Consider the following 23,315-nt stretch of genomic DNA (forward strand, 5'->3'; position numbering starts at 1 on the left):
TTCCCTCTGTCGCAAGAAGGAATGATCAACCAAGGGCTTCACTCATGATCAACCAGGGTGTCACCCGGCCACTCAGACGTTAAAACTCAAGCTAGGGCGTGTCTGGCAAATCTCGTTCGCGGTCTTCGCGCCCAGGCGGCCCCTGGCGGCGCGGGCCCTTCGACCGAGTACGGTCCAGTACGAGGCCGAAGGGCCCACACCACCAGGAACCACCTGGATCACGAAGACCATCGAACAGATTTGCCAGACACGCCCTAGTCCATACAGCGTGGCAATAGTGTTGGCGCCTTCGCCTTCTTGGAAACGCAGAACCACGATCGACGCGTCGGCGTCGGTCATCGCGAGCGTGCTGCCGTCTGCGCTGAACGCCGGAACGCTCCTGCCCCGTGGGAGAGCCGACCGCTGGCGTCGACCTCGATGGTCTGCTTGCTCCCACCGGGCAGGGACGCCGACGTGCGGGTTCCCGGCGTTGTCGTAGCCGTAGCCGGTGACCTTGCCCGCCTGGTCGGTCAGCGAGCTCAGCCGGTCCGCGGCGTCATAGCCTGGTTGTCCGCTCGCCCATCGAAGCGTTCATGCGGTACTCATCGGGTCCCTTCCAGGTGGTCGCGTTCACGCCAGGCGCCTTCCCAGCGCCGAGTCAGCGCCGGGTAGACGAGGAGGTAGCGGAACGGCGCGATGGCGGCCATGTAGATCCGGCCGAAGGTTCCGTTCGGCTTGACCAGAACGGTCATCCGCAGTTCGTGCTCGCCGTCGGACCGTTGCGCCCAGCCGAGGTGCATCACCGCGTGCGCTGTCTTGTTCGCCAGTTCACGGGCCGCCTCGGTGCCGAGTTCGTAGACCGGTTTGAGCGGCAGGTCCCCGTCCGGGCCGCGCGGGGCATCGCGGAGGTCTTCGGGCAAGCGGTCACGGAGCGAGGCGACGCGCGCTCCGACACCGTCCGATGTCTTGTCCCAGCCGAAGAGCGCACCGAGCCTCCACCGCGCCCAGAACAGAAAACGCACCGGCCTCGGCTGCTTCGCGAGCCCGCCGGCTTCGCGCATCGCGGCGAGCATCACCGGGAAGTCCCCGGGTCCCGCGCCGGGTGTGCGGAACGCCCACGTGTCCTCGACCTCGAAGTCACCGGCGAACTCGTGGATGCGCCACGGTCGGTCGGTGTAGGCGGCCTTGTCGAGTCGCGTCATCGTGCGGCCTCCCATTCCGCCATCAGGGCGAGAAGTTCGTTCTGCGCCAGCGCGGCCATGCCGGGTTCGAGTTCCCGGTAGCGCTGGTAGAGGTTGACCACGATCCGCTCGGCGTCCAGCCAGGCGGCGTACCCGGCCAGGTCGACGGTCGCGGCCGCCTCACGGAAGGTCAGGCCCTTCTCGTGAGCGGCGTCGGCCTGCTCGACCACGTGGGTGAGGTAACCGCGGACCGCGCGGATGCCATCGGCGTCGGTGACCGGTCCGTGACCGGGCACGATGGTGGGGGCGTCCAGCGCGAGCATGATGTCGCAGGCGGCGATCCAGTTGGCGATCGGCCCGTCCCACACGATCGGGGTGCAGCCGATGAACAGCAGGTCGCCGGCGAACAGGACACCCGCGTCCGGAATGTGCACCACCGAGTCGGCGCTGGTGTGTGCGGGCCCCAGGTTCAGCACGCGCGCCTCCCGGCCGCCGAGGTTCAGCGTGAGTTCCCGATCGAACGTGTCGTCCGGCAGCCGCAGCGTGATGCCCTGGAATTCGAACGGGCCGAAGCGTTCCCGCAGATACGGGGTCAGCACCGGGCCCAGCTCCGCGATCTGCACCGCGGCCAGCAGGTCTGGGGCGACCTCGTGATGCATCTGCTTCGCGGTGTCGGCCGCCGCGATGAGGCGCACGGTGTCGTCGAGCAGCTGGTTGCCGTGCGTGTGATCGCCGTTGGCGTGAGTGAGCACCGCGTGGGTCAGCGGGTGTCGGTCGGTGATCGGCTTCATCGCCGCCAGCATTTCGCCGGTCAGGCGCAGGTCGAAGAGCGTGTCCACGAGCAGTGCGGCGTCAACTCCCGCGATCAGGCCCGCGTTGCTCCACCCGTAGCCCCCGTCGGGCAGCAGCCACGCCCAGACGTTCGGCCCGACCTCGTGCAGTCCCTTGACGTAAGGCACCTTCGGGGACCGCGCGGGGTTCACCCGTTGCCTGCGCGGTGCGGCATCGGGGTTCCGCCGGGCGGGAATCGGGTGCGGCGCGGGCGTGGCGACGACGGTCTGCCGGGTCTCCCCCAGCGCCTCCACCCGCAAGGCCACCTCGTCACCCGGTTTCAGCCAGCCGCGGAAGGACGCCGGGTCGCCGGGCGAGAAGTGCTCGATCAGGCAGCAGGTCGGCACCGTCCCGGAGCCGAACACCTCGCCCGGCAGCAGATCGACACCACGGGAGGCGTACGAGATCACTTCACCGAAGGTCCAGTCCATCGCGTCGGTGCGGCCGCCGCCGACCCGCTCTCCGTTGACGGTGGCTTCGACCTCAAGAGCGAGCCTTCCGTCGCGCCGGTACGGCTCCAGCTCGTCGGCTGTCACCAGATACGGCCCGAGCGTGGTGACGGAGTCCTTGCCCTTGGCCTGCCCGATCGCCAGGGGAGATTCCCGCATCTGCAGGTCCCGGGCGGACCAGTCGTTGTAGATCATGTAGCCGATGATCGCCTGTTCCGCCTCGGCAGGCGTGAAATCCCGGCCGCCTGCGCCGATCACGGCGGCGATCTCCAGCTCGAAGTCCCACCACCTACTGCCCGGCGCCATGGGCACCGGCTCGTGCGGGCCGACCACCGTCGACGGGCACGCGAAGTAGAACGCGGGAATCTCGTACCAAGCGTCCTTCAACACCCGGCCCGCGCCCATCACTTCCTGGCAGTTACGCATGTGGTCCAGGAAGCACAGGCAGTCCCGGAGGGCCGGTGGCCGCGGGATCGGCGCGAGCAGTGCCGCCCCGGCCAGCGGCACCACTACGGCCGGTGACCGCAATGCCCGCTCGCCCGCCTCACGTAAGCCGTCGGCGCCTCGCCCGACCAGCTCGATCAACTCCGCGCCTGCTGCCAGTGCGTGAATGTCGCCGTCCCGCACGACACCGACGCGGTCGCCCTGCTCGGACCGATAAGTGACCCACTTCATGAACACTCCCTATGTTGTCCAACATAGGGAGTGTTGCATGGCAAGCCAGTGGCTTTCCAGCCACGGGTAGACTGTGTGACTGTGACAATGACTTCACGGGCGACCCGGCGCACGGAGATGACCCAGGAGAGCCGCCGGCTCCTGATCACGGCGGCGGCCGAACTGTTTGCCGAGCGCACTTACCGGCGGACGACGTTCGAAGACATCGCGACGAGGTCCGGGGTGAGCCGCGGCTCGATCCCGTGGCACTTCGGCAACAAGGAGGGCCTGCTCGCCGCAGTCGTCGAACACGTCATGGCGGAGCTGCGGACCGACGCGGACGCCCTCGAATCCGGCACACTCGACGAGGCACTGCGCACGCTCGTGACGTTCACCAGACACCCGTCGACCCAGCTCTTCGTCACCCTCATCGCCGAGGCCATGGAACCGGGGTCGGCACTGCACAAGTGGTACGCCGACCTGCACAAGGCATTGCGCGACCAAGTGCGATCCTGGGTCGAACGCGCCGAACTCGCCGACGACGTACGCGCCGAAGAGCTGAGCATCGTCCTACTCGGCACGGTCATGGGCGTCCACCAGCAGTGGCGCATCGCCCCGGATTCGATCGACCTCGACCGCACATACGCGACGTTCGGCGCCCTGCTGCGCTCAGCCGGTCTCTGAACCGCTCGAAACCCGACCGAGGAAAAGCTTAAAGCCGAGTTGACTTCTCTCTCGCCGACGCCCGCGGCCGCATCGATGAACTGGCCACACGACTGACCCGACCTGCTGACTCAGCGGCAGCAACTGGTCCGGGCCGCGGCGGACTTCAGAACCGACGAACAGTCCGTCCGCGCACCCGCCAGGCCGACGCTGTGGTCGAAGCCGCCCGGGCACGCGCCGCCGCAGCGGGCTTGTCGCCAGACGTCGCCGAAGCCATCTGGCGCGCGATGCCCTGTTCTCGAGAGCGATTCTCGCAGGCATCACCCCATCGGCGCACCCGCTGGCTCACACGATCACCACCACTTGGACCATCGTGCGGTTGCGGGCAACATCCTTCGCTTTGCTGGCAGGGTCCGCTATCGCAACCGGCGGAATAGCGTCGATACCTTAGGGCAGTGTCCCCGCCTCGTTCTTCTTCGGGTGATGGTGCTCGCAGTCCGGCTTCGAGCATTCAGCGGCGTTCCTCGCATTCCAGGCCGTGCCCATCGACTCGTATCTCCGGGTGAACTGCGCGTCTCGGCGTGCACGCCACACCGACGGGACGATCCTGCGGGTCACCAGAAGCTCATGCGGTGCGTAGTCGTTGTCGGTAACGGACACCTCCATCCCGGCGGCCGTCAGGATGATCCGCATCGCCGTGGACATCGCCTCGCCGATTGTGGACAGCAACCGCTCGAACGCAGCGCATTCCTCGCCTTCCCGATGCGGGTCCTCGAACCAGGCATCCTTCGCCGCGTCCATAAGGACGGCGTGCTCACTCCAGCCGACCAACACGCCACGCAGATCCGGCACATCGACCACCACGACCGCTCCAGCGGTACCTGCCGGACCGTCACCAGGAGCGACCGGCAATCCAGCCGCGGCCAGTTCGGCCTGAACGACATCGCGTAAAGCCTTGAGGTCAAACCGTCGCTGCGAGTCCGCAGATGCTTCCGTCAAGCCGTCATCCTTCCAAACGTCCAAGACCAAACCCCGCACCCTGGGAACATCGAGCTCCCGCACCCGCCCGGGCGATGGCGAGTCCGGCAACGACCTCGAAGCGCTCCGCCAATGACGAACCCGCTCGACGAAGCCACGGCACGACGTCGACTGCGACCCCACTTAGTCAGCCACCGCTCAGCGCCGCCTGCAATGCTCTTACTGTAAGCAGCTGCTGAACGAGCTTTGTCGTGAGCACGATGCATCACCACCACTGCGTCCACCGCGCACGAGCGGACACGACTCCTTTGTTTGACCTGATGCGTGCACGAATGTGGGCTCGCCGGCCCGACCGCTCCGACCCGGGCTCAGAACGCGACGGCGACCGGGTCACGGTTGATGGGCAGCATCGACCATTGGAACTTGGTGCCCCGCTCCATGACGGCGTTCACCAGCACACGTCCTGCCCCACGACGTCGATGCTTCTCCTCGACCTCGACCTCGACATGGACGTTTATATACAGGTCAAAGCGCCATCCCGGTCGGTGTTCGCCAAACCGAGCTACCGGCCAGCGGCATGTGAGGATGTTCAGGCGTGCTGGTGGCGTGTCACGATTGTCGAACCGGTCGACCGCACCGCCGTAAGAATGCCGGACCACCTTGCAAGCGGCGCCCGCAGCACGGGCGTCTCTCCGTGCCGGAGCCAGCCGTGTCAGGGGCGAGCGAGGGCCTCGACCGGCATCGCGAGGCGCTGCGCAAGCGTCTCGTCATGACGAGCGATCTCCCGGACGAGTGCTCCGATGGATACCTCGTTGGCGCGGCGCAGCTCGTGATCGTCTGTCGTGCGGGCGCGCGCCCGCACAAGTTCGTCGAGCAGTTCGGCAGGGAGCTTGTCGGCCTCCCGGCCGTTGTGTGGATTGAGGCCATAGCGGACGCAGGCCAGCGCGATGATCTGATCACGCACGCCGTCGAGCATCATCAGGGCCTGCCATCGACGGCCCCGTGCGATCGCGGAGCGTGCATGCAGCCCGTACAGCCATCCCATCCCTGCGAGGTGATCAGGGTCGGGGCTTGCTGGGTTCGTCGGCGTGTTCGCTGTGCCGAATATCAGGTTGAATCCCGGCTCGGTCGCCCGGAACTGATCATCGGGCCAGAACGAAATATCGATCTGCAACGAGCTGGCGAGGAGGAACACCCGATAGAGGACTCCTCCGGCCACAACGTCGAGATGGTGCGCCACGTCGTACTCGTCATAGAGTCTGGTGGTCCAGCGAGCACTGACCTCGTCCGGCTCCGCCGTGGGGACGATACGCAGCGCGAGATCGATATCCGACCACGCGTCCTCACGGCCTGTCGCTCCGGAGCCAACCAACGCTGCCGCTCTGACCTCGGCATCATCACGCGCCCGGGAGAGAAGAGCGTCCCGGACGGCCGTCCTCTGCATGATCGAAAACATGCAAACAACCCTAAAACATCACAGAAACAGGGAGGCATTGTGAATACCGTCTTCACGATGCCGGGCATCGCCCGAGACCAAGCGTCTACCGCCGTCAGCCGGGCTCGAACCCCACCCTAAACGAGCCCGGGCGCAGTAACCAAGTGGCAGCGGCGGCACTCGAAGCCTTCGAAGCCATGCGACGCGAAAGAGTCATTCGAGCGAGGGCAAGCCGCCGCAGCCGCACGACACACCGACGCGGCGTGCCGCGGTGGATCGAACAGCGAAGCCGCGATCGCAGAATCGCCCAATCAACTCAAAGCGGCGCCATGGATCCGCCAGCGTGGTTACATGAGCACCAAATCGTTTGGGACTAAGCAGCTTTCAGCCGCCACTATCTGTTCAATTGCTGCTGCGACCCTACGGTGTCGTTTGCCACCGTTGTGAGACCACCGACAGCAGGCGATCCGACGTGAGAACATGTTCCAGACCCACTGTGCGAACCGATCATGGCGATGGCGACTGAACGTCCTGTCATGCCGATGAGCGGGTGGGTCTGGCCATTGCGGGCGCGCCAGTGTTGGGGGTTTGTGCCAGAGGTCGCGAGCAGCTTGCAAATCGGTAGGCTCTTCGCATGGCTCCTAGATCGTTTTCCTCGCCGCCGCGGCCCATCGTGGTCGGTGACGTTGTCGTCGCGTACTCCGACGCGCTTGGCGAGTGGACCGCCGGGCAGATCACCGGCATCGACGGGGACTGGAAGAAGGTGGATGTGCTGGACCTAAATTGGTCAGGTCCAGAGCCGACGTCGCTGCTGGACCTGGGAGATCTCGCGCCCTTGCGGCTGACCCATCACAGCTGGAAAGATAAGCTGTCTCATTGTCATTTCAACTGGGTTCTTCCTCGTAGCCACAAGGTGATCGGCAACCAGCCGCTGCTGCGAACGCAAGGTTCCAACAGCTACGGCTCCGCATGGCGGCTCGGGCTGCAACTGGCCCTGCAGCGCTCCTGGGACGGTGGCAATCGCGACTCCTGGGAGGACCCGGGTGCCCGAAGGTTCAGCGATGAGGATTTCCGCCACGAGGTCGGCGGTCGCCCAGGCTCCGATGGGGAAGTCTATGACGTGGAGATCACCGTCGTGGACACCCTCGACTGCTCCCGTGTGGTCGCTGCCTATCCCGGCCTGAAACGGCTGACTCTGCACGGGAAGCTCGGCACGCTGACCAATGCCGAGAGCCTCAACCGGCTAGCCGCGCTTCAGCGGCTCTCCATCTCCGACCTCTTCGGCATGACCAGCATGGACCGGATCACACCGGAGAATATTCCGCACCTTGAGGCGCTGTCCCTGTCCAGCGTGCCTGCCGAATACGCCACCGCCATGCGAGCGACCTGGCGCACGGAGATCCCCAACGGAACTGACGTGGACATCCGCGAGCCCCGAAAGCCGAACTGGGTCGCGGAGAATCGGGACAACCCGCTGCGTGACTGGGATGGGCGCGAGCACATCAGCACCGCTCGCTTCAAAAAAGCCGTCGCCCAGTACAAGACCACGCGACGTGCCGTGCTGGCCGAGCTCCGTGCACCGGAGACGGCCGATCAGCTGTCGAAGCTGTTCTCGCTCGGGCGCGAGTACGGCGAGGCCTTCAACCACATGGATCGTCGGAATTCCTTCATCGAAACAGTGGAACGTGAAGAACTCTTCGACGCGCTAGCCGGCACCGTGAAAACCGCCGAGGAGGAACTCGGACGCGATCTCACCCAGGCAGGCGAACACTTGATCAAAGGCCTCGAATCCATCCGTGACTGGTAGACCAACCTGCGACATCCGCTCATGCCGCGAGGCGCTTGGCCCAGCAGCCACAGCAGCTCATGCGCGACGTGCCAGCCGTTGACTGTCAACGCAAAGTCGGGTTCCGCAAGCCAGCCGCGGCCTGACAGGCAATCGGGTCCAATGACTTCCGGCAGTCCGGCGTTCGAGAGCGTCTCCGGCGGACTCCCTCCATGCGTCTGGCCAGCAGACTTCGCTGCGACCGGGAAGAGCTGGCGCAGCGTGGTCTTCGTTCTTGCCGAGCGCCGGTGCGCACAGGACGTCTCGATTCTGCGATGGACTTGATGATCCGACCAGAGCCCCCGGGTGCGGCAGTTACATGCGCACACCGGGACGCGACATCACAGGGACGACGAACCAAAGAGGTGCGGCCTGCACGGCCGAGCGAGTTGTCCAGCTGCGTTAAGCCGACAGGACGGTGACGGTCTACGACGTCGACGGCCGCCCTGCCACTCTCTTCTACCCCGGCATCGCGCTCGTCCATCACCACGGCGACCAACTCGTCGGCCAGGTCTGGCTGCCCGTCGGCGGGAACCCTCCTTCGCCGACGACGAATCCCTGATCACGGCGCTACACGCCGCCTTTTCCGGAGCCCGGACAACGGCCTGAACGAAGCATCCCACCCGGACCGGTGGTCCGAATGGACAGTGATGCCCGACCGGCAGACGCCGCCACCGTGGACCAAGCCCATAACCACTGGCCGACCGCGCCGGGCGCCGGGGCCACTCGCGGCTGAGCGCGTAGCCCGCCCGGTAGGCGGCGGGTGAGCGACGGCACCCTGCCCGAGGAATGGCTCCTCGCCGAATAGCCGCTTGACAAGCCCAGATCGGTCAAGTGCTGGTTGTCCACCATGCAGCGTCCGCTGATCTTCCTCGATGTCGACGGGCCGCTCATCCCATTCGGCGGTCCGCTGCGGCAGTATCCGACCTACCAGACAGATCTCGCACCACAAGGGGCCGGCTCGAACCCGCTCCTAGCCCGGATCAACCCCGACCATGGACAACGGTTGACAGCGCTACAAAGGCGATCTGGTCCGGGCGACGACCTGGATGGCCGACGCGAACAACTGCGTCGCGCCACTAATCGGCCTACCACAGTTGCCGGTGGTGGCCCGGCCGGAACCATCCGACATCGATGAACAGGACGAGCGCGACGGGCTGCACTGGAAGACCCGCACCGTCGTCAACTGGGCGGCAGGACGCCCATACGCCTGGATCGACGACGAGATCACCGACACCGATCGAACCTGGGTGTCCACGCACCATCACGGGCAAGCCCTCCTCCATCGCATCGACCCCCGTCAGGGCCTCACAGACACCGACTACACCGCCCTTGCCGAGTGGCTGCACAGCGACTCATGAGACACAACCGCAGGACACAGCCTGAAACTGCCCCAGATTGAGGCCACTCGCGACACGCCGACATTGAGTGCAGTGATCTTGCCGCGACGGGCGTAGCCAGGGGTCGATCGCCACGAAAATCGTGGCGATCGGCCGATACACGGCATGGCACTATCACGCCGCGTATCGGCCGAATTTTGTCGAAGCACCTATGAATTCCGTCAAACTCATGCGGCAAACCTGAGAAGTTCCACGAGATCACCACGAGAAAGAAATGAATCGTGACGCATCGAAAACCCTTTCGGGGATGTGACATTATTCTAGTGGAGCGCGCCACAGCAAGGATTTCGCATTTGTGACAGCGCGTCGCCGACTGCACCAACCAATTCACAACCCTTCCCATCCTTCCCCTATTTAGAATTAACTGAAATCGATGTCACACGATTGGCGGTCGTCGAACACCTGAACGCTTCGCCATTATCTAACTGACAGCCCCATACGTGGCTGTCGACTGCAGAATCCTGGGGAGGATTAACGACTGTGATACGTCTCAGCCATGCGCTCGTGACGGTAGCGTCCGTCACTGCGCTGATGATGAGTTCGGTTCCCGCGCAAGCGAACGATGCGGTGACGTACCGATCGGAAATGTACGTCATCCGCGATCCCGCGCTGGTGCGGAATCCGGATATCGTCCGAATGACACTGGAGCGTGACGGCAATCTGAACGCGCTCGGAATCCGGCCCAGCGCGGCCGCGGGACAGACACCGCCGCAGGGAAAACCGCGGGTCGCGGCGGCCGATCCGCCCTATGTGGTGGACAGTTCCCGGTTCCCAGGCAGCAGCAAGCCGGCGAACCCCTATGAATACACGAATCACACCGACTGCCTGGCGAAGGCCGATACCGCGGGCAAGGACGCGGGATGGATCAAGAACAGGTTCTCCTACTGCCAGATCGACCTGGTCTGGGCGGTGGACCTGAAGTGCGGGCCCAGGGGCTGCCAGGTCATCGGCGCGATCGGCGCGACCAGCGTCGTGGTCGGCTACGGCAAGATCGGGCCACACGCGGAGAACGCGACACAACGCTTCGCCGACTTCCGGCTGGAAACCACCATCGTCTACACCCAAGGGGCGTTCAGCCAGCCCAACGCCACGATGCAGGCGACCATCAAATGCGCGGGCGAGTACCGGGTCGGCTTCGGGATCCCCAACGACCGCGCGTGCCACCCGGGCAGGTTCGAAACTCGGAAGGCGACGATCCCGCAGTGGCGTCTCGATCCGAACTCCTACTTCGATCTGCTCTCCGACGGTTACCAGCCGGGCGTGGAGTTCGGGGAGCAGTTGGCCCAAGGCGTGTTCAAGTTCGAGTACGAGTTCACCCCGAAACGCGACATCGACCTGAAGTCGGTCAGCCCGGAGGGCGGGCTGCGGTTCGACAGCGCGTTCTACCTGCGTGACAAGCAAGGCAGCATCTTCGACCGGGCCGTGCCGGGCATGTCCTACTCCAGGACCGACCAGGCCGTGGCCGGGCACGCCGTGCACGTCGAGGAGGCCCGCGCCAATCCCGATGCGACCGTGCCGCCGAAACAGGGCAAACGGATCCTGGGTGGCTCCCCCGCACCCGGGGACACGCTGCACCGGCTGGCCACCGGCCGCAACGAGGACTCCAGAGCCCGCGCCGCTCGCAACCGCACGGTATCGACGAACTTCTGCGCCACCGTGCAGATGCCACCGAAACCACCGGACGGTGGACCGTTCGACTGTGACGAATACGCCTTCGCGTCCACCTACGAGGGCTCCGCGCGCAACGAGTACGACGGCGCCCAATACGCGCTGGACTACACGGTACGGTGGGTCAACCGTGAGCAGAACCGGGAAGCCGGCCGACGACTGTTCGGCTGGTACGAGAACGACCGCATCCTGGACCTGGGCAGAGACCCGAAACTTGACCCGAACGATCAGGAACGCTTCTTCATCCCGATCAACCCCTGACCGAAACCGGAACTGACAAGGGACCCGTGGTGGTCCCCGGGGAACGAGCAGCCCCCGGCGGACCACCACTCCTTTGGTCAGACAGGAAGGAGCCCATGACGGTGAACGGCGTCGTCGACTCAGCCTGGGAGCGGATCACCGCCTGGCTGCGTATCCATACGCCAGTCAGCTCGGCCACCCTCCGGCCCCCGGCACCCGCCGACGAGATCCGCACCGTGCAGAACGCGGTGGGACGACCGTTCCCGGACGACCTGCTGGCGTGGTGGCGCCTGATGGACGGCGTCGACGACGACGCCGACTATCGCACCGCTTTCACTGTCCCCGGGGTGTACATGCCACTGCCGGTGGCACGCGTGCGGGAGGAATGGGCCAGTCTCAGCGCCTACCCGGACCAGGACTGCTGCCGGGCCGATGGACAGCACCAGCGCGCCGCCGGCGACGCCACCTTCGGGTTCTGCACCGCCCTGCTCCCCGTCTGCCGTGCCGTCGACGGCGCAGTCCTGGCCATCGACCTGCGCCCCGGAACCGACCACGGTTGCGTAATGGACTGGATGGCCCAAGCCGGCGCCCACCGCACCACCTGGGCCAGCATCGGCGCCATGCTCACCGACACCGCCGAACGCCTCGACAGCCACCCCGCCACGGCCCAGGCCCCACCCACTCCAGGAGCTCCGGCCATCCGCGACGACGGAGCACTGACCTGGCCATGAGCCAGAACCCCGGCCACGTAAACGGCGGCAAGGCCGGGTTCAGCGACCCAGTAACCGCCTGACCAGTGCGGCAAACTGCCTCACGCACATTCGCGTCACGGCCGCGGCGAGACCTTCTTCCGGTTCACGCCGCCTGGCCGCTGGTGGCCGGATTCCGGCGAGTGCACGCACAACAGGGAACCGGCCACTTCCCCACCCAGCCTTTGCCCCACCGCGATCTTCACCAGGGCCACCCTTTCGTGTCCTGAGCGGACAGTCCCGTCCGGCCCTGCAGACTCTGGGTTCGTGAACAAGAGCACCCGCCCCGCGTTCCCAACCCGGCGTGACATCAACCTCGGCGACGAGGTCTGGCTCAGCCCGCCCCCACCTCGCCACGACGGGACGGTCACATTCCGCGTCTACCGGATCTACCAGGCCGGGCCTCGCACCGATAGACGGCTTCCGTCACTTGGAGATCAACTCGCTACTGTCCGAACTCGCCGAGGTGATCACCCAGGCCCTGCGCCCCGAGCTGCTGGAAGAACGTGACCTGAAGTCGAGGCGGCCTTTCAGACCGGGCCGGGCGTCGGCGGCGAGCGTGCCGCTGACCTTCTCCTCGAACACCCGCTCGCAGCGGGCGTCTGGGGCGTCGACCTCGACCAGCGTTCAGGCCGTGTCTTTTCTCCGGCTAGCGCCGTACACCGCCGCTGCTGTGCGTCGCTCGACCCCGAGCTTGCGCAGGACGGAGGAGACGTAGTTCTTCACGGTATTTTTGGAGAGGTAGAGCCGTTCCCCGATCTGCCGGTTGGTCAAGCCGTCGGCGATGCAGTCGAGCACTCGCCGTTCCTGCGGACTGAGCTGGGCGTACCGGGGGTCCGCAAGCTCACCCTGGTCACGCAGGCGATCTATCACCGATGTCGTGAGCGTGCTGTCCAAAAGGGATCCGCCCGCGGCGACCGTACGGACGGCCTTCAACAGCGACTCGCTGGAGACCTGCTTGAGCATGTATCCAGCCGCGCCCGCCATGATCGCACCGAACAACGCGTCGTCATCCGAGTAGGACGTCAACATCAAGCACGCGGGCGGTGGCTCCATAAACGACCGGACTTCGCGGCAGACGCTGATCCCATCTCCATCGGGAAGCCGGATGTCGAGGATCGCCACATCCGGTTTCAACGCTGGGATCCGCGCGATTGCTTCAGCCGCAGTAGCGGCCTCACCGATCACCTCGATGTCCGGCTCGCTCTCCAGGAGCATGCGCACCGCATAACGTAGGAGCTCGTGGTCGTCCAGCACGAACACCTTCAGGCTGGCCGGGGCGGCTTGCTGCGGCGAATCGTTGATCTGACGATCCTGTGCATCGCGCACCGCCTGGAACGTCCCCGACGACACGGGTTCACCCGGCGGCGAATGAGTCGCTACGGCATCGTGTATTGCCTGGTCACGCCGCATGGCGTGCCAGCGCTGGTCCCACTCAACCCGATCGCCGCCACAGGCACCGACGAAGGCCATGACGACCGGCCAAGGTGGCATGGTGGCGCCGGAGGCCGCCTGGGAGAGGACCGTGATCGAGTAGTTGGCCTGCTGGGCCATCTGCCGGTAGGTGGGCGTGCCGACGGCGCGGCGCAGTTCGCGAAGTTCTGCAGCAAACTTCGCGACCGGGCCGCGAGTCATGTCGATGGGTTTCTCGCTACGGGGCATGCGTGCACCCGGGGGCCCGGTGTGCCCGCGACGGCTTCGCGGGCACACCGGGCTCGCCTCAGGTCAGCAGGTGACCGTGCTGGAACTGCGCCAGATCACGGCCGATCACCGAGCACGTCGCGATCGCCACGGCTGCAAACACGGCGACCACGATGGGATGTCCCTGGACCGCGAGCACCTCCACGAAGCACGCGATCAAGCCGAAACTGATCAGCTTGAACGTGCGGGCCGAGGTGAACACCCGGACCGACAGGGATCTGGGTACGGCGAATATGGGCGCTCTTGGGCGCCCGCGTGAAAGCGGGATCATCGCAAGCCTCTCTCTGAACCGGAATGGGCAGTGAGCGGCGAAGACGAGCCAGCATCATCCGTGGAGTGAGCGCTCCTCGATTGACCTCGTTCACGTCGCGTCACGAGCTATCGTCCAGCACAACCCCCGGCAGCACCAGAGTACGATGTTTGGACTTCACACCGACGTTGTTTGGTCAGGCTCCAGCACGTTGTTTGTCCCAGACCAGGTCTCTTGACCCTTCGCAGGCGACTGAAGGTCGAGCGACACTTGACCACGGACTGCGCCACTCTTAACCGGAATGGGCACAGACCTCGGCGGGCCTTCTGTGAGCGCGGGAGGCCCGCCAAAATTTTGCCTGAGAGGGCCTGGCGGAACACCTCCAGCTCTCCGACCGGGCGCCGTGGGGTCGCAGTAGTAACCGGGAAAAGTCGGGCGGATTTGGCTGACCTGCTGGTTTGTTGGCCCACTCTAGGTCTCGTCTTGCCGGTGGTCGAGGTCGACGATGGCCGGCACCTGCTCGGCGTCGTCGCTGCGGGCCCAGCGGGCTTCGTCGTCGGCGGTCCAGCGGGCGTCGGCCGCGATGTCCAGCATCTTCACGGTGCTGCGCAACGAACCCCCGACCTCCCGCCAGCGACACAGCCGTCCAGGTATCCCCCGCCTACGGATACGGCCCGAGCCTGACGCGCTTGTCCCGGTGCGGCAGGGGCGCGCTGGGGAATTCACCGACCAGTGGTGCGCACGATCTTCGCGTGTGAATTCCTGATGTCGAAGAATCTGCGCCGGGAGATCCACGGCGGGTTGCAGGTGGTGGAGAACGGGAACTCTGCCAACGAAGTCGTGTTCTACGGCAAAGACGGCAAGCTCACCGGCGCCGATCAGGAGCATGTGGAGGTGTCGATGCTAGCGCTGCATCTGCTTCAGAGCTGCCTGGTCTACATCAATACCCGGCTGCTGTAACGGGTCCTCGACAATCCGGCGTGGGCGAAAAACCTCACCCCGGAGGACCGGCGCGGCCTCAACGCGCTGTTCTGGACCAACGTGAACCCTAACGGCCGGTTCCAGTTGGACATGAACACCCGCCTCAACCTTGACCTCGTCGGATGACCAGCCCGCCCCACGACCCGGACGCCCCCGACCATGAGGTGAGAGGGGCACGGAGAGGTCGCGCTTCCGGCAGGGGTTTGCTTGGGTCTGGTAATACGTCCCCGGCTTCCGCAGCGTTGGCGCGCAGAGCACGAGCGACGTCGCTGGCCCACATGACGATTTCGGTCGTCGACACACCCTCGATCCAGACGTCCTTCTTGGTGAAGGCCGCCCGTCCTGGAACCGCGTCGGGAATCATGTCGCGGAGTTTCACGGCTGACTCCCCGGAAGGATCTTCCCAATGTTCCACGAAGTTCCGCAGCAGTCGGATCATCTTGCTGTTCGGAATTTCGGGCAGCCCGTCGTCGGGGAGTTTCAGAACACACTTGCGTAGCTGCGCCGCTGCGGAGAGGAAGAAGTACTGGTCGGCACCGAACGTCCAGGTCACCCACCAGTTCATGCCGTCGCCGACCTCCTGCTCGACATGGGACGCCCAGTCGCCGGAAAGAGTGCCCGCGTCACGCCGGTCAAGCCAGAACTGGTCAAGAAGCGCCTTGTTGTACTCGCCGGCCGCCTCGTCGAGCCGGTCGCCCTGCCGCATGACAATGAATGCCCACATGACCGCCGCACGGCGATAGGTCATCTCGTCCACGCTGTGGCTCACATGCCGCCTTTCGTAACAGTTACGCCAGCACACAGCGTAGTTCGTACAGCCGCCATGCCTCGTTGAGGAAAAGAATCGCAGCAGCGGCAGCGGATCCGACCTCAGCGAAGCTTGCTGTGGCCGCGCCGGTCAGTGTGCCGTCGGAATGCTGCTGAACCTGGTCGGCACGGATCTGCCGTACTCGGGCAGACGCGTGGAGTGCGCGTGGCCGCTTTGCAGCCTCCACAGCAGGGAAGCTCCGTGTCGGGTATCGGCGTCACCGCTATTGTCGGCGTGCACCACTGCGATCAACCGCCCACTTCGCCGGTGTCGTACAGCTGCCACGCGGTCCACCCTCGCGGCTTGCGTGGCGGCGAGTCGCCAGCATGGTCGCCGACGGTACCCACGGGCCGTTCGCACTCCCGTTCACCCGTAACACCGCGCGCGAGCCGATGGCACCGTTCCCACGCCGGCACGGCAACGCCCACTGCCGGCCTCGGGGGGGCGTCGGCGATCTCGTCTTCGCCTCGCTGGACACCCTCCGCACTGTGACGGGAGCGGCGCATCTGCATCGGCGATCGAGTCAACCATTCCCCCGATCTGTGCATCCTTGCTCCAGGCCCGGTTTCGGCTACGTGACACCGTTGCGCTCTTCGGTGACTATCCCGGCTGGATGCACCGCACGCCTCAAAATCCGTCTAATGTTCCACGGGTTCGAATCCTGGAAGGGAACTTTCAACCAGTCCAGCAACCGGTTTTTAGGGGAGACTCATCATGCGAAAATTGCTCGCCGGCGGCTTCACTATCCTCGCCGTGCTGGGGATCGGAATCAGTGCTCAGACCACCGCGAGCGCCACCACCCAGAGCACACGCTGGCTTTGCGGCGCTGACACTGTCGACGTGCGCTACTCCGAGGGAGGCGCGCCGACCGGCAGAATCGTCTCCTACGGCCAGACCGTCGAACACGACTCGGGCGGCGGTACCTGGTGGCACATCACTTCGCCCTACAGCGGCTATGTGCTGGGCCAGTACTTCTGCTGAAAGTGCACTGATCGGGCCGTCGGTGACCGGATGTCCGGTAGCCGGCGGCCCGCGGCCCCGCCGAGCCGCTTCTGAGCCTCGGCCGCCCGGAGGCCGGTCCAAGATGAGTCGGCGTGCCCGGAGCCCGTGTTCAGCCTCGAACCGCGCCACTGACCACCTCGACCCCGCCCTCCACCCCCACGGTGAGGCCGTGGCCGCAAGGCATAGCGGTGCTTCCTGCTCGTTGGCCGCAAGGTTGCTTCTCCACGTACAGCGTCCATTTGACCGTTGACGTTCTCGCTCTGTGACGGCCATGCTCCCAGCCAAGTTAGAACGTGACCGGCCGTCAGGCGCTACGCCGGTCTGGGATGCATGGGTCCTGGTGGAGATCCCGTCCGAGATCGGACCGGTTCCGGACGCCCCCGGCCGGAGTCGCGGCCGAGGCGCTGAACCCGCACGGTCGTGCCCGGCCCGATCGATCCGGAAGGGGGCGTCCGACCACTCGTGATTGACGACTTCGGCGGCGAACTCGCTCGCCAGACGGCTCAAGGCCACGATTTCCTCCGACAGGAAATGGTGCACGTCGGGGACCCCTGGATGACCGCGACCCGCACCATCTCCTGACCCCCGGCTACGACCAAGCCCTCGCCGGGATGCGCGCCTGCATCCAGCGGGTACGCCGCCTCGGTCCACAGCCTGAGGGCGGCAGGAGCCGGGACGCGACCCACACTCAAATCCGGGAGGCGGACTAATACCGCTGCGCGTACCAGGTCGGTGGCTCGCCGAACATGCTCTTGAAGTCGCGGATGAAGTGGCCCTGGTCGGCGTAGCCGAGGTCCGCCGCCAGCGCGGCCCAGTCGATCACCCCGCCGGCGGCCATGCGCTCGGTCACCTCGTGCAGGCGGTAGCGGCGGATCACCCACTTGGGCCCGATACCGACGTACTCCGCGAACAGCCGTTGCAGCCCCCGCATGCTCAGCCCCAGCTCGCCGGCGAGGCGTTCGACCCTGGTCACGGCCTTATCCTTGGCGATCAGCTCGACCGCGGCCACCGCCTGGCGCACGCGGGGGTCGTCGTCCGGCAGGTGTTTCAGCAGGAACGCCTCCACGGTCGGCACGTCGAGCGTCGTGGGCAGGTCTGGGCCGAACACCTCGGTCGCTGGGACGACGCGGTCGGTGATCGTCGAGACGGAGGCACCGAGGAACGGGCGGAAGCAGCCCGGCCGGAACGCGACGCCGAAGACGTGGTCGCGGCCCTCGAGGACCGTGAGCTGGTAGCCGCTGCACACGCCGTTGACGTCCGCGCGGCCGCCGCCGAACGACAGGTGCACGTTCGGGTACGGCACGATCTTCTGCCGGTAGGGCTCGGCGTAGTCCCAGCGAGCTTCCCAGTACCGCTCCCCCCATGGCGCGAGCGCCGGCGACGGGTCGTGGAACGCATGGCGCTGATACTTGGTCCACGCACTCCGCAGCTCACGAACGTCCCGCCCCACACGGCAGAGTGTATGTCGCCTTTGTTCAATACCCCTCCTGCCCGCGCCGCCTAGCGTTGCCGCCATGTCACATCTGTCCAGCGCGGCCGAGGCCATGGCCGCGGTCGCCCGCACCATCACCGACGACCAGCTCGCCAACAAGACTCCGTGCACGGAGTACGACGTGCGGGCACTGGTCAACCACCTACTGTTCTGGGGCCCGTCGCTCGCCGGCGCCGGCCGCAAGGAGTCCGTTCCGCAGCCGGCGGCCGCCGAATCCGATGTGGACCTGGCGGTCGGCGACTGGTGCGGCCGCCTGCTCGCCCTGCTGGACGACATCGCGTCGTCGTGGGCGCCGCCGAGCGCCTGGGAGGGCGCGACGAGCATGGGCACGCCGCACACGCTGCCCGCGCCCGTCATGGGCGACATGATCGTCGGCGAACTGGCCGTGCACGGCTGGGACCTGGCGGTCGCGACCGGGCAGCGGCTGGAACTGCCCGCCGACCTGCTGGCGCATCTGCACGACACGATGTTCGCCGGCGTGGAGCAGGGGCGGGAGATGGGCTTGTACGGACCGGAGGTCGCGGTGCCGGCCGGCGCACCCACCTTGGACCGCATAGTCGGCCTGACCGGCCGTGATCCCGCCTGGACGTAGTCTCCGACTGGTGACGTCGGTCCCATCTGGCGCGAGCTGTCGAAGCGTGGCGCGGTGGCTTCGACGTCCCGGCCGACAGTCACCGAGCAAGGAGACAAGCCATGAAGTACACAATCACGCACTACGCCTCCAGGCCGACATCGAAGCGATGGCCGGCAAGGAGACCGCGGCCGGCCCGTTGGACGCCCGAGGAGGTCCACGCGATGGGCGAGTTCATGGGCAGGTGGACGGACGAGCTGGTGGAGTCCGGCGAGTTCGTCGACGCCGCCGGGCTGGCCGCGCCGGTGCCTATCCGCACTTCGACTGGCTGGGCGCTCGAGGGCGTCATTTCGACTTCTCCTGCTGATCGGTGGCTCGCGTAAGGGCCGGAATTCCGAGGTTGACGGCGGGTCGGCGGAGCCGACGTTGGGTGTCGTCGCGCTTGGCGCGCAGGAAGGTGAGGATCATGTCGATGCCCTCTGTCTCGCCGACCCAGCCTTCGGTCTGTGCGCGGGCGCGGCGATCGAGCAGGTCGGCTTCGAGTTCGTCGAGCCGGGCGAGCATCTTGGGGTTGACGTGCAGCATCGGGCAGCGGATGCAGGCTTCTCTAAACTAACGAAACTTTCGCTTGGCTGGTCGGCACCGATCGCCGATCTCCTCACCCCAACTGTGTATCCGGGTTGAGGGCTTGGCTGTGCTCAGACGGTGTAACTGAGATCCTTGGCGGTCAAGGAGGCCGGAGGCAGCCGCAGCCAGACTGTCCTTTTTTCCGCGGGATCATCGTAAAGATAACTGCGAAACCGTCGGTCCCAGCGTGTCTCGTCGGCGCCGAGGTAGCGGGCGAGTTTCCGGCGACCGCGCGGCATATCGAAGGGCAAAACCTCAGCCTGTCCACGGGCAATGACTTGTCTGACCGTTCCCCTGGTGAGGTCACACTCGTCGACCACGACAGCGAGCATGGGGTCGACTTGCACTCGGTTCATCAGTCTCGCCCAGGGACCCGTAAGGATCCAGAACGCGTGATCCTCCCAGAGAAACCAGGTCGGTCGCACGGTTGGGCCATTCGTCGCGACCCGTGCCGTGAGTGGTCGCGACAGAAACTCGTCAATGTCGAACGTCTGCGGCGCTACCTTAGGCATGCTCGTCTTCTCCGTTCACTCATCATCGCCGCAGGCGCTCCACCCTCGACACCGAGACAGCCTGTAACCTCGACCGCGCTAGAGGGCAACCCCTTCTATGCAACGTATTCAACACGCTGTGCAAGTGCACTAGTGGTCGTCACTTTCGCTGTGCTGTGGACGTTGTTCGACCGGCGGATGAGGCAAAGGTGGGTGACGTTGTCCTTCGCGCCGGTCAGGCTTACTCGCAACCCCTCAACTTCCCGAGCCAGCCTTCGCGCTTAGCCTCGATAATCCGGGCCTCCAGATTGTCGGGAATCCGCTTCAACCGTGGTTGTTGTGCGGGTCAGGCCGCAGCAGGGAACACCTGATACAAGCCTCTCTAAACAACTATGTTGAACATTGGTTAATGTTCCTCGTCCGGAGATGGCGGTAAATGACGGCATGCCGAGATCGGTGGCGACGACTTTCCGGCAAACGGTGAAATCGATCTAAGCAAGCTTGTCTTTGACGCCGCCGTAACTGACCTGGAGCCCTTCGACTTCACCGAGCCAGCCTTCGCATTTGGCCGGTCGCAGGAGCGAGCATCTCACGCAAGCATCTTCATGGATGCAGGGTGATCCGAATACTCGTGCGCAGGCCCCAACGGACACCTTTCGTTTCTCGAAGTGAGCGAGGAAGGAGTTCCATTCCCCGTCGGTCGGGGCGCGGTATTCTTCGCTGGGCCTGGTGGCGCGGCGACGGCCAATAAACGCCGCTGGGCTTCGATCGTCTCGGCAGGATAGACGGCTTTGTAACCCATGGTCGTGTCAACACTCTTGTGTCCACAAATGATCTGAGCGATATGCGGCGGCAAACCATTCATGATGGCGTCCGTGACAAAGAGTCTTCGGAAATCATGGGCCTGGAATATTAGCGGGTTGCCCTCGACGTCGGCGAGCCCGGTCACGGCGAGCGCGTTGATCTGTACCTTGCGGATGGCCGAGGGGGTGAACGTGCGACGCTCGTTGCCGATGCCTCGCTGGAACAGCAGGGGCGTCGGCGAGTTCCAGACCTTCTCCCGGATGTCGTAGGAAATCACCAAAGGGATAGACCCGTCGGGGGCGCGCAAACGCTGAACGATGGCGCTAAGGACGTCGGCCAACTCGGGGCTGACCAGCATTCTCTGCATTTGCCGCGGAACTTACTGCTTCCGCCACAGGGTCGCGGTCTCGCTGGTCGACTTGACCGTGGCGGGTTTGTCCAGCGGGGCGGGCCACACCTGGATCAGGTATTCCTCTGCGGGGTCGTCGTCCTCGCGGGGGTCGCCGTCGTCACGGTTGTGCCCGTGGACGCGCAGCCGGTAGTCGCCGGGGCCGGGCACTTCCAGCCGCTTGGTCGGGTCCTCGCCGCTGTCCGTCGTTCCAAAGTCCATGAACGCAGATCGCCAGGCGATGGACACCTCGGCGACGTCCTGCAAGCCGTCTGCGGTCAGCGGCGGGGCGTCGTCCCACAGTTCGGTGGTGACGACGATGTCGCCGATCTCCTGTCCGCACAGGATGCGGGCGCCGTCGCCGTCGGGGTCGGCGTCGACCAGGCCCGTCGCGGTCCAGTCCGGCTCGAACTCCGTCACCAGGGATTCGCCGGTCAGGTCGACTGTGGACGCGTCCACCCACACCTCGGCGGAAGTGCGGCGTATCAGAGTGGGCATAGAATCAGATCCTTCTCGATACTGGCAGGCTCTGGTGGTGGCGTGCTGGGGTCAGCGGGTGCCGTTGACAGTTGGGATTCCGAGGTCGACGGGATCGGTGCGGGATCGCTGGTCGATCTGCGCGAGTTTGTCCTCGGCGCCGGCAAGGCTGACTTTGAGGCCTTCGACTTCGCCGAGCCAGCCTTCGTGTTCGGCTTCGGTGATGCGGGCGATGAGGTTGTCGCGGATCTCGGTGATGCGCGAGCGTTGGGCGGGGTCGGGCCAGCGCATGCTGCATCGCAGGCAGCTGTGCTCGTGAACGCAGGGAGTTCCGAAGGCGCGGCCGCAGGTTCCTGTTGCGACTTTTCTCAGCTCGAAATGGCCCAGGAATTCTTCCCATTCCTCGTCGGTGGGGACGCGGTATTCTTCGCCTGGCCGCAGGGATCGGCGGCGGGCGAGGAAGGCCAGGTGGGCCTGGATGGCCTCGTCGGGGTAGACGGCTTTGTAGCCCATGGTGACGTTGATGTCGCGATGGATTCTCCGGAAGTCGTGGGGAGAATAGTGCAGGGGTTGCCCGTCAACAGGGTCCTTCAGTCCAGTGTGGACGAGAGCGGAGTTGAGCATGGTCCACAGCGAGCTGTCGCTGATCGCCCGGATCTCGCTGGGGAACCGTCGCTGGAACAACACCGGGGACGGTGGGCGCCACACGCATTCATAACGGTCGTAAACGGGGACGAGCGGCACTGTGCCGTCGGATTCGCGGATCCGGCGAATGACGGTCGACAACACGTCCGCCAACTCCGGGGAGACAACAAGAAGCCTCTCCTCATCGGTCTTCGAGGGGACGATCCGCAGCAGCGGCACGATCTCGCCGGTAGCGGGCAAGCGGTACTGGATCAAGCTGTGATGACTGATCTCCAGCAACTCTTCGACCCGGCAGCCGGTGAGACGAAGGACCTCGACGGCGGCCCAGGCCCAGAACGCGTGGTCGTCTTCGTGGCCGAGGCCGCGGCGCTTGCCGGCTGCCGGGTCGTCGGCCCAGATCTTCGCGGCGGTCTTGGTAATCGAGCGCGTCAGCGTCTGGCCGCCGACGGTGAATGCCTGGCCGGGCAGGGCCTGGCGGGCAGCCTGCAGAAGCGCGGAAGCGCCCTTGCGCCGCTGGTCGACGGTGCGCACCAGCACCGGCAGGACCGGAAGCCGTTCCCGGGTACGCGCATCCATGCGGGCTTTCCGATGACGGTCGAATTACGAGGAAGCAGAAAGGCTGCTACGCCACTAACTGGCCCCACAGAGCACTTCTCCTACTATCGGCACACCGGAGCAAACGGAGCCCAGCCACGATCAAAGCCAAGGCGAAATTGCCGCCGAAGGACCAGCATCCCCGCAGGTCGGCAGCGATGTTGATGCTGTGGGCCGGGTCGGGCTCGAACCGACGGCCAAGGGATTATGAGTCCCCTGCTCTAACCAACTGAGCTACCGGCCCCAAGGGTGTACCGGAACCCCGACAGCGCGTTTGCTAACGCACAGAAGTCCCAGTTCGCTCCAAGTTATCACAGCGCTCACCTGCCGCGATCGTCTAGGGCGTGTCTGGCAAATCTGTTCGATGGGGTTCGTGATCCAGGTGGTTCCTGGTGGTGTGGGCCCTTCGACCTCGTACTGGACGTACTCGGT

26 protein-coding genes, 1 tRNA gene and 2 pseudogenes are annotated in these 23,315 nt (G+C 65.4%); 9 read left to right on the forward strand and 20 right to left on the reverse strand.

Translation table 11 applies throughout. The features are described from left to right. Nucleotides 1–72: 72 nt before the first annotated feature. The 4 genes and pseudogenes from AB0M65_RS30030 to AB0M65_RS30045 form a co-directional block, all read right to left on the reverse strand. Nucleotides 73–339, reverse strand: coding sequence for a hypothetical protein (locus tag AB0M65_RS30030; RefSeq protein WP_364034883.1), 267 nt, complete (start codon nt 337–339; stop codon nt 73–75). Between the two features lie 129 nt (nt 340–468). Continuing rightward, nucleotides 469–528, reverse strand: a pseudogene (locus AB0M65_RS30035) (hypothetical protein); the annotation flags it as partial. 53 nt (nt 529–581) lie between these two features. Next, a complete protein-coding gene (locus tag AB0M65_RS30040) occupies nt 582–1,181 on the reverse strand; it encodes a DUF2867 domain-containing protein (protein WP_364034886.1) in 600 nt (199 codons plus the stop codon). Further along, a complete protein-coding gene (locus tag AB0M65_RS30045; RefSeq protein WP_364034889.1) occupies nt 1,178–3,115 on the reverse strand; it encodes a fumarylacetoacetate hydrolase family protein in 1,938 nt (645 codons plus the stop codon). Before AB0M65_RS30045 ends, AB0M65_RS30040 begins: the two co-directional genes overlap by 4 nt. Nucleotides 3,116–3,202: 87 nt before the next feature. On the opposite strand from AB0M65_RS30045, the gene AB0M65_RS30050 reads away from it, so the two are divergent. Continuing rightward, complete coding sequence (locus AB0M65_RS30050) at nt 3,203–3,778, forward strand: TetR/AcrR family transcriptional regulator (protein ID WP_364034892.1); 576 nt, start codon at nt 3,203–3,205, stop codon at nt 3,776–3,778. 426 nt (nt 3,779–4,204) lie between these two features. Here AB0M65_RS30050 and AB0M65_RS30055 read toward each other — a convergent pair whose 3' ends face one another. Together AB0M65_RS30055 and AB0M65_RS30060 are read right to left on the reverse strand one after the other, a co-directional pair. Next, nucleotides 4,205–4,756: a hypothetical protein gene (locus AB0M65_RS30055; RefSeq protein ID WP_364034895.1), complete on the reverse strand. Its 552-nt coding sequence runs from the start codon at nt 4,754–4,756 to the stop codon at nt 4,205–4,207. Between the two features lie 691 nt (nt 4,757–5,447). Further along, on the reverse strand, nt 5,448–6,191 hold the full coding sequence (locus AB0M65_RS30060; RefSeq protein WP_364034898.1) for a nucleotidyltransferase domain-containing protein: 744 nt from the start codon (nt 6,189–6,191) through the stop codon (nt 5,448–5,450). A gap of 613 nt (nt 6,192–6,804) precedes the next feature. Between AB0M65_RS30060 and AB0M65_RS30065 the strand changes: the two genes are divergently transcribed. From AB0M65_RS30065 to AB0M65_RS30085, 5 genes are all read left to right on the forward strand, one after another. After that, nucleotides 6,805–7,977 (forward strand): hypothetical protein, encoded by a 1,173-nt coding sequence (locus AB0M65_RS30065; RefSeq protein ID WP_364034901.1) that lies wholly within the window; start codon nt 6,805–6,807, stop codon nt 7,975–7,977. Between the two features lie 436 nt (nt 7,978–8,413). Then, nucleotides 8,414–8,557: a hypothetical protein gene (locus AB0M65_RS30070; protein WP_364034904.1), complete on the forward strand. Its 144-nt coding sequence runs from the start codon at nt 8,414–8,416 to the stop codon at nt 8,555–8,557. Nucleotides 8,558–9,044: 487 nt separating this feature from the next. After that, nucleotides 9,045–9,356, forward strand: a complete 312-nt coding sequence (locus AB0M65_RS30075) for a hypothetical protein (RefSeq protein ID WP_364034907.1) — start codon at nt 9,045–9,047, stop codon at nt 9,354–9,356. 624 nt (nt 9,357–9,980) lie between these two features. After that, nucleotides 9,981–11,324 carry a hypothetical protein gene (locus AB0M65_RS30080; RefSeq protein WP_364034910.1) on the forward strand — a complete coding sequence of 448 codons (1,344 nt, stop codon included), beginning with the start codon at nt 9,981–9,983 and terminating at the stop codon, nt 11,322–11,324. 95 nt (nt 11,325–11,419) lie between these two features. Then, entirely contained in the window at nt 11,420–12,034 is a 615-nt protein-coding gene (locus AB0M65_RS30085) for an SMI1/KNR4 family protein (RefSeq protein WP_364034913.1), read from the forward strand. 95 nt (nt 12,035–12,129) lie between these two features. Here the strand turns inward: AB0M65_RS30085 and AB0M65_RS30090 are convergent, their stop codons facing one another. From AB0M65_RS30090 to AB0M65_RS30115, 6 genes and pseudogenes are all read right to left on the reverse strand, one after another. Next, on the reverse strand, nt 12,130–12,258 hold the full coding sequence (locus AB0M65_RS30090; RefSeq protein ID WP_364034916.1) for a hypothetical protein: 129 nt from the start codon (nt 12,256–12,258) through the stop codon (nt 12,130–12,132). A 220-nt stretch (nt 12,259–12,478) separates the two neighbouring features. Then, complete coding sequence (locus tag AB0M65_RS30095) at nt 12,479–12,637, reverse strand: hypothetical protein (protein ID WP_364034919.1); 159 nt, start codon at nt 12,635–12,637, stop codon at nt 12,479–12,481. 42 nt (nt 12,638–12,679) lie between these two features. Next, the gene (locus AB0M65_RS30100; protein WP_364034958.1) at nt 12,680–13,357 is read right to left on the reverse strand and encodes a response regulator transcription factor; all 678 of its coding nucleotides are present in this window, start codon (nt 13,355–13,357) and stop codon (nt 12,680–12,682) included. 135 nt (nt 13,358–13,492) lie between these two features. After that, nucleotides 13,493–13,714 (reverse strand): annotated as a pseudogene (locus AB0M65_RS30105) (helix-turn-helix transcriptional regulator); the annotation flags it as partial. Between the two features lie 58 nt (nt 13,715–13,772). Then, nucleotides 13,773–13,955: a hypothetical protein gene (locus tag AB0M65_RS30110; protein ID WP_364034922.1), complete on the reverse strand. Its 183-nt coding sequence runs from the start codon at nt 13,953–13,955 to the stop codon at nt 13,773–13,775. A gap of 519 nt (nt 13,956–14,474) precedes the next feature. Then, a complete protein-coding gene (locus tag AB0M65_RS30115; protein WP_364034925.1) occupies nt 14,475–14,615 on the reverse strand; it encodes a hypothetical protein in 141 nt (46 codons plus the stop codon). A gap of 123 nt (nt 14,616–14,738) precedes the next feature. Here AB0M65_RS30115 and AB0M65_RS30120 point away from each other — a divergent pair, with 123 nt between their 5' ends. Beyond that, nucleotides 14,739–14,963: a Tn3 family transposase gene (locus AB0M65_RS30120; protein WP_364034928.1), complete on the forward strand. Its 225-nt coding sequence runs from the start codon at nt 14,739–14,741 to the stop codon at nt 14,961–14,963. Nucleotides 14,964–15,087: 124 nt separating this feature from the next. On the opposite strand, the gene AB0M65_RS30125 is transcribed toward AB0M65_RS30120, so the two are convergent. Beyond that, entirely contained in the window at nt 15,088–15,741 is a 654-nt protein-coding gene (locus AB0M65_RS30125; protein ID WP_364034931.1) for a hypothetical protein, read from the reverse strand. Between the two features lie 765 nt (nt 15,742–16,506). On the opposite strand from AB0M65_RS30125, the gene AB0M65_RS30130 reads away from it, so the two are divergent. Beyond that, entirely contained in the window at nt 16,507–16,773 is a 267-nt protein-coding gene (locus AB0M65_RS30130) for a hypothetical protein (protein WP_364034934.1), read from the forward strand. A 727-nt stretch (nt 16,774–17,500) separates the two neighbouring features. Here AB0M65_RS30130 and AB0M65_RS30135 read toward each other — a convergent pair. Next, nucleotides 17,501–18,244, reverse strand: a complete 744-nt coding sequence (locus tag AB0M65_RS30135) for a helix-turn-helix domain-containing protein (protein ID WP_364034937.1) — start codon at nt 18,242–18,244, stop codon at nt 17,501–17,503. Between the two features lie 64 nt (nt 18,245–18,308). Between AB0M65_RS30135 and AB0M65_RS30140 the strand changes: the two genes are divergently transcribed. Next, nucleotides 18,309–18,878, forward strand: a complete 570-nt coding sequence (locus tag AB0M65_RS30140) for a TIGR03086 family metal-binding protein (protein WP_364034940.1) — start codon at nt 18,309–18,311, stop codon at nt 18,876–18,878. 324 nt (nt 18,879–19,202) lie between these two features. Here the strand turns inward: AB0M65_RS30140 and AB0M65_RS30145 are convergent, their stop codons facing one another. From AB0M65_RS30145 to AB0M65_RS30170, 6 genes are all read right to left on the reverse strand, one after another. Next, the gene (locus AB0M65_RS30145; RefSeq protein ID WP_364034943.1) at nt 19,203–19,442 is read right to left on the reverse strand and encodes a hypothetical protein; all 240 of its coding nucleotides are present in this window, start codon (nt 19,440–19,442) and stop codon (nt 19,203–19,205) included. 113 nt (nt 19,443–19,555) lie between these two features. Continuing rightward, nucleotides 19,556–19,996: a pyridoxamine 5'-phosphate oxidase family protein gene (locus AB0M65_RS30150; protein WP_364034946.1), complete on the reverse strand. Its 441-nt coding sequence runs from the start codon at nt 19,994–19,996 to the stop codon at nt 19,556–19,558. 568 nt (nt 19,997–20,564) lie between these two features. Then, nucleotides 20,565–21,137 (reverse strand): site-specific integrase, encoded by a 573-nt coding sequence (locus AB0M65_RS30155; protein WP_364034949.1) that lies wholly within the window; start codon nt 21,135–21,137, stop codon nt 20,565–20,567. Nucleotides 21,138–21,158: 21 nt separating this feature from the next. Continuing rightward, nucleotides 21,159–21,665: a hypothetical protein gene (locus AB0M65_RS30160; protein ID WP_364034952.1), complete on the reverse strand. Its 507-nt coding sequence runs from the start codon at nt 21,663–21,665 to the stop codon at nt 21,159–21,161. A 51-nt stretch (nt 21,666–21,716) separates the two neighbouring features. Continuing rightward, nucleotides 21,717–22,865, reverse strand: coding sequence for a hypothetical protein (locus AB0M65_RS30165; protein WP_364034955.1), 1,149 nt, complete (start codon nt 22,863–22,865; stop codon nt 21,717–21,719). Nucleotides 22,866–23,053: 188 nt separating this feature from the next. Beyond that, nucleotides 23,054–23,127: transfer RNA gene (locus tag AB0M65_RS30170), tRNA-Ile, on the reverse strand. Between the last annotated feature and the right edge of the window lie 188 nt (nt 23,128–23,315).

Origin of the sequence: Amycolatopsis sp. NPDC051071 (assembly GCF_040682875.1) — a bacterium.
Lineage (GTDB): Bacteria > Actinomycetota > Actinomycetes > Mycobacteriales > Pseudonocardiaceae > Amycolatopsis.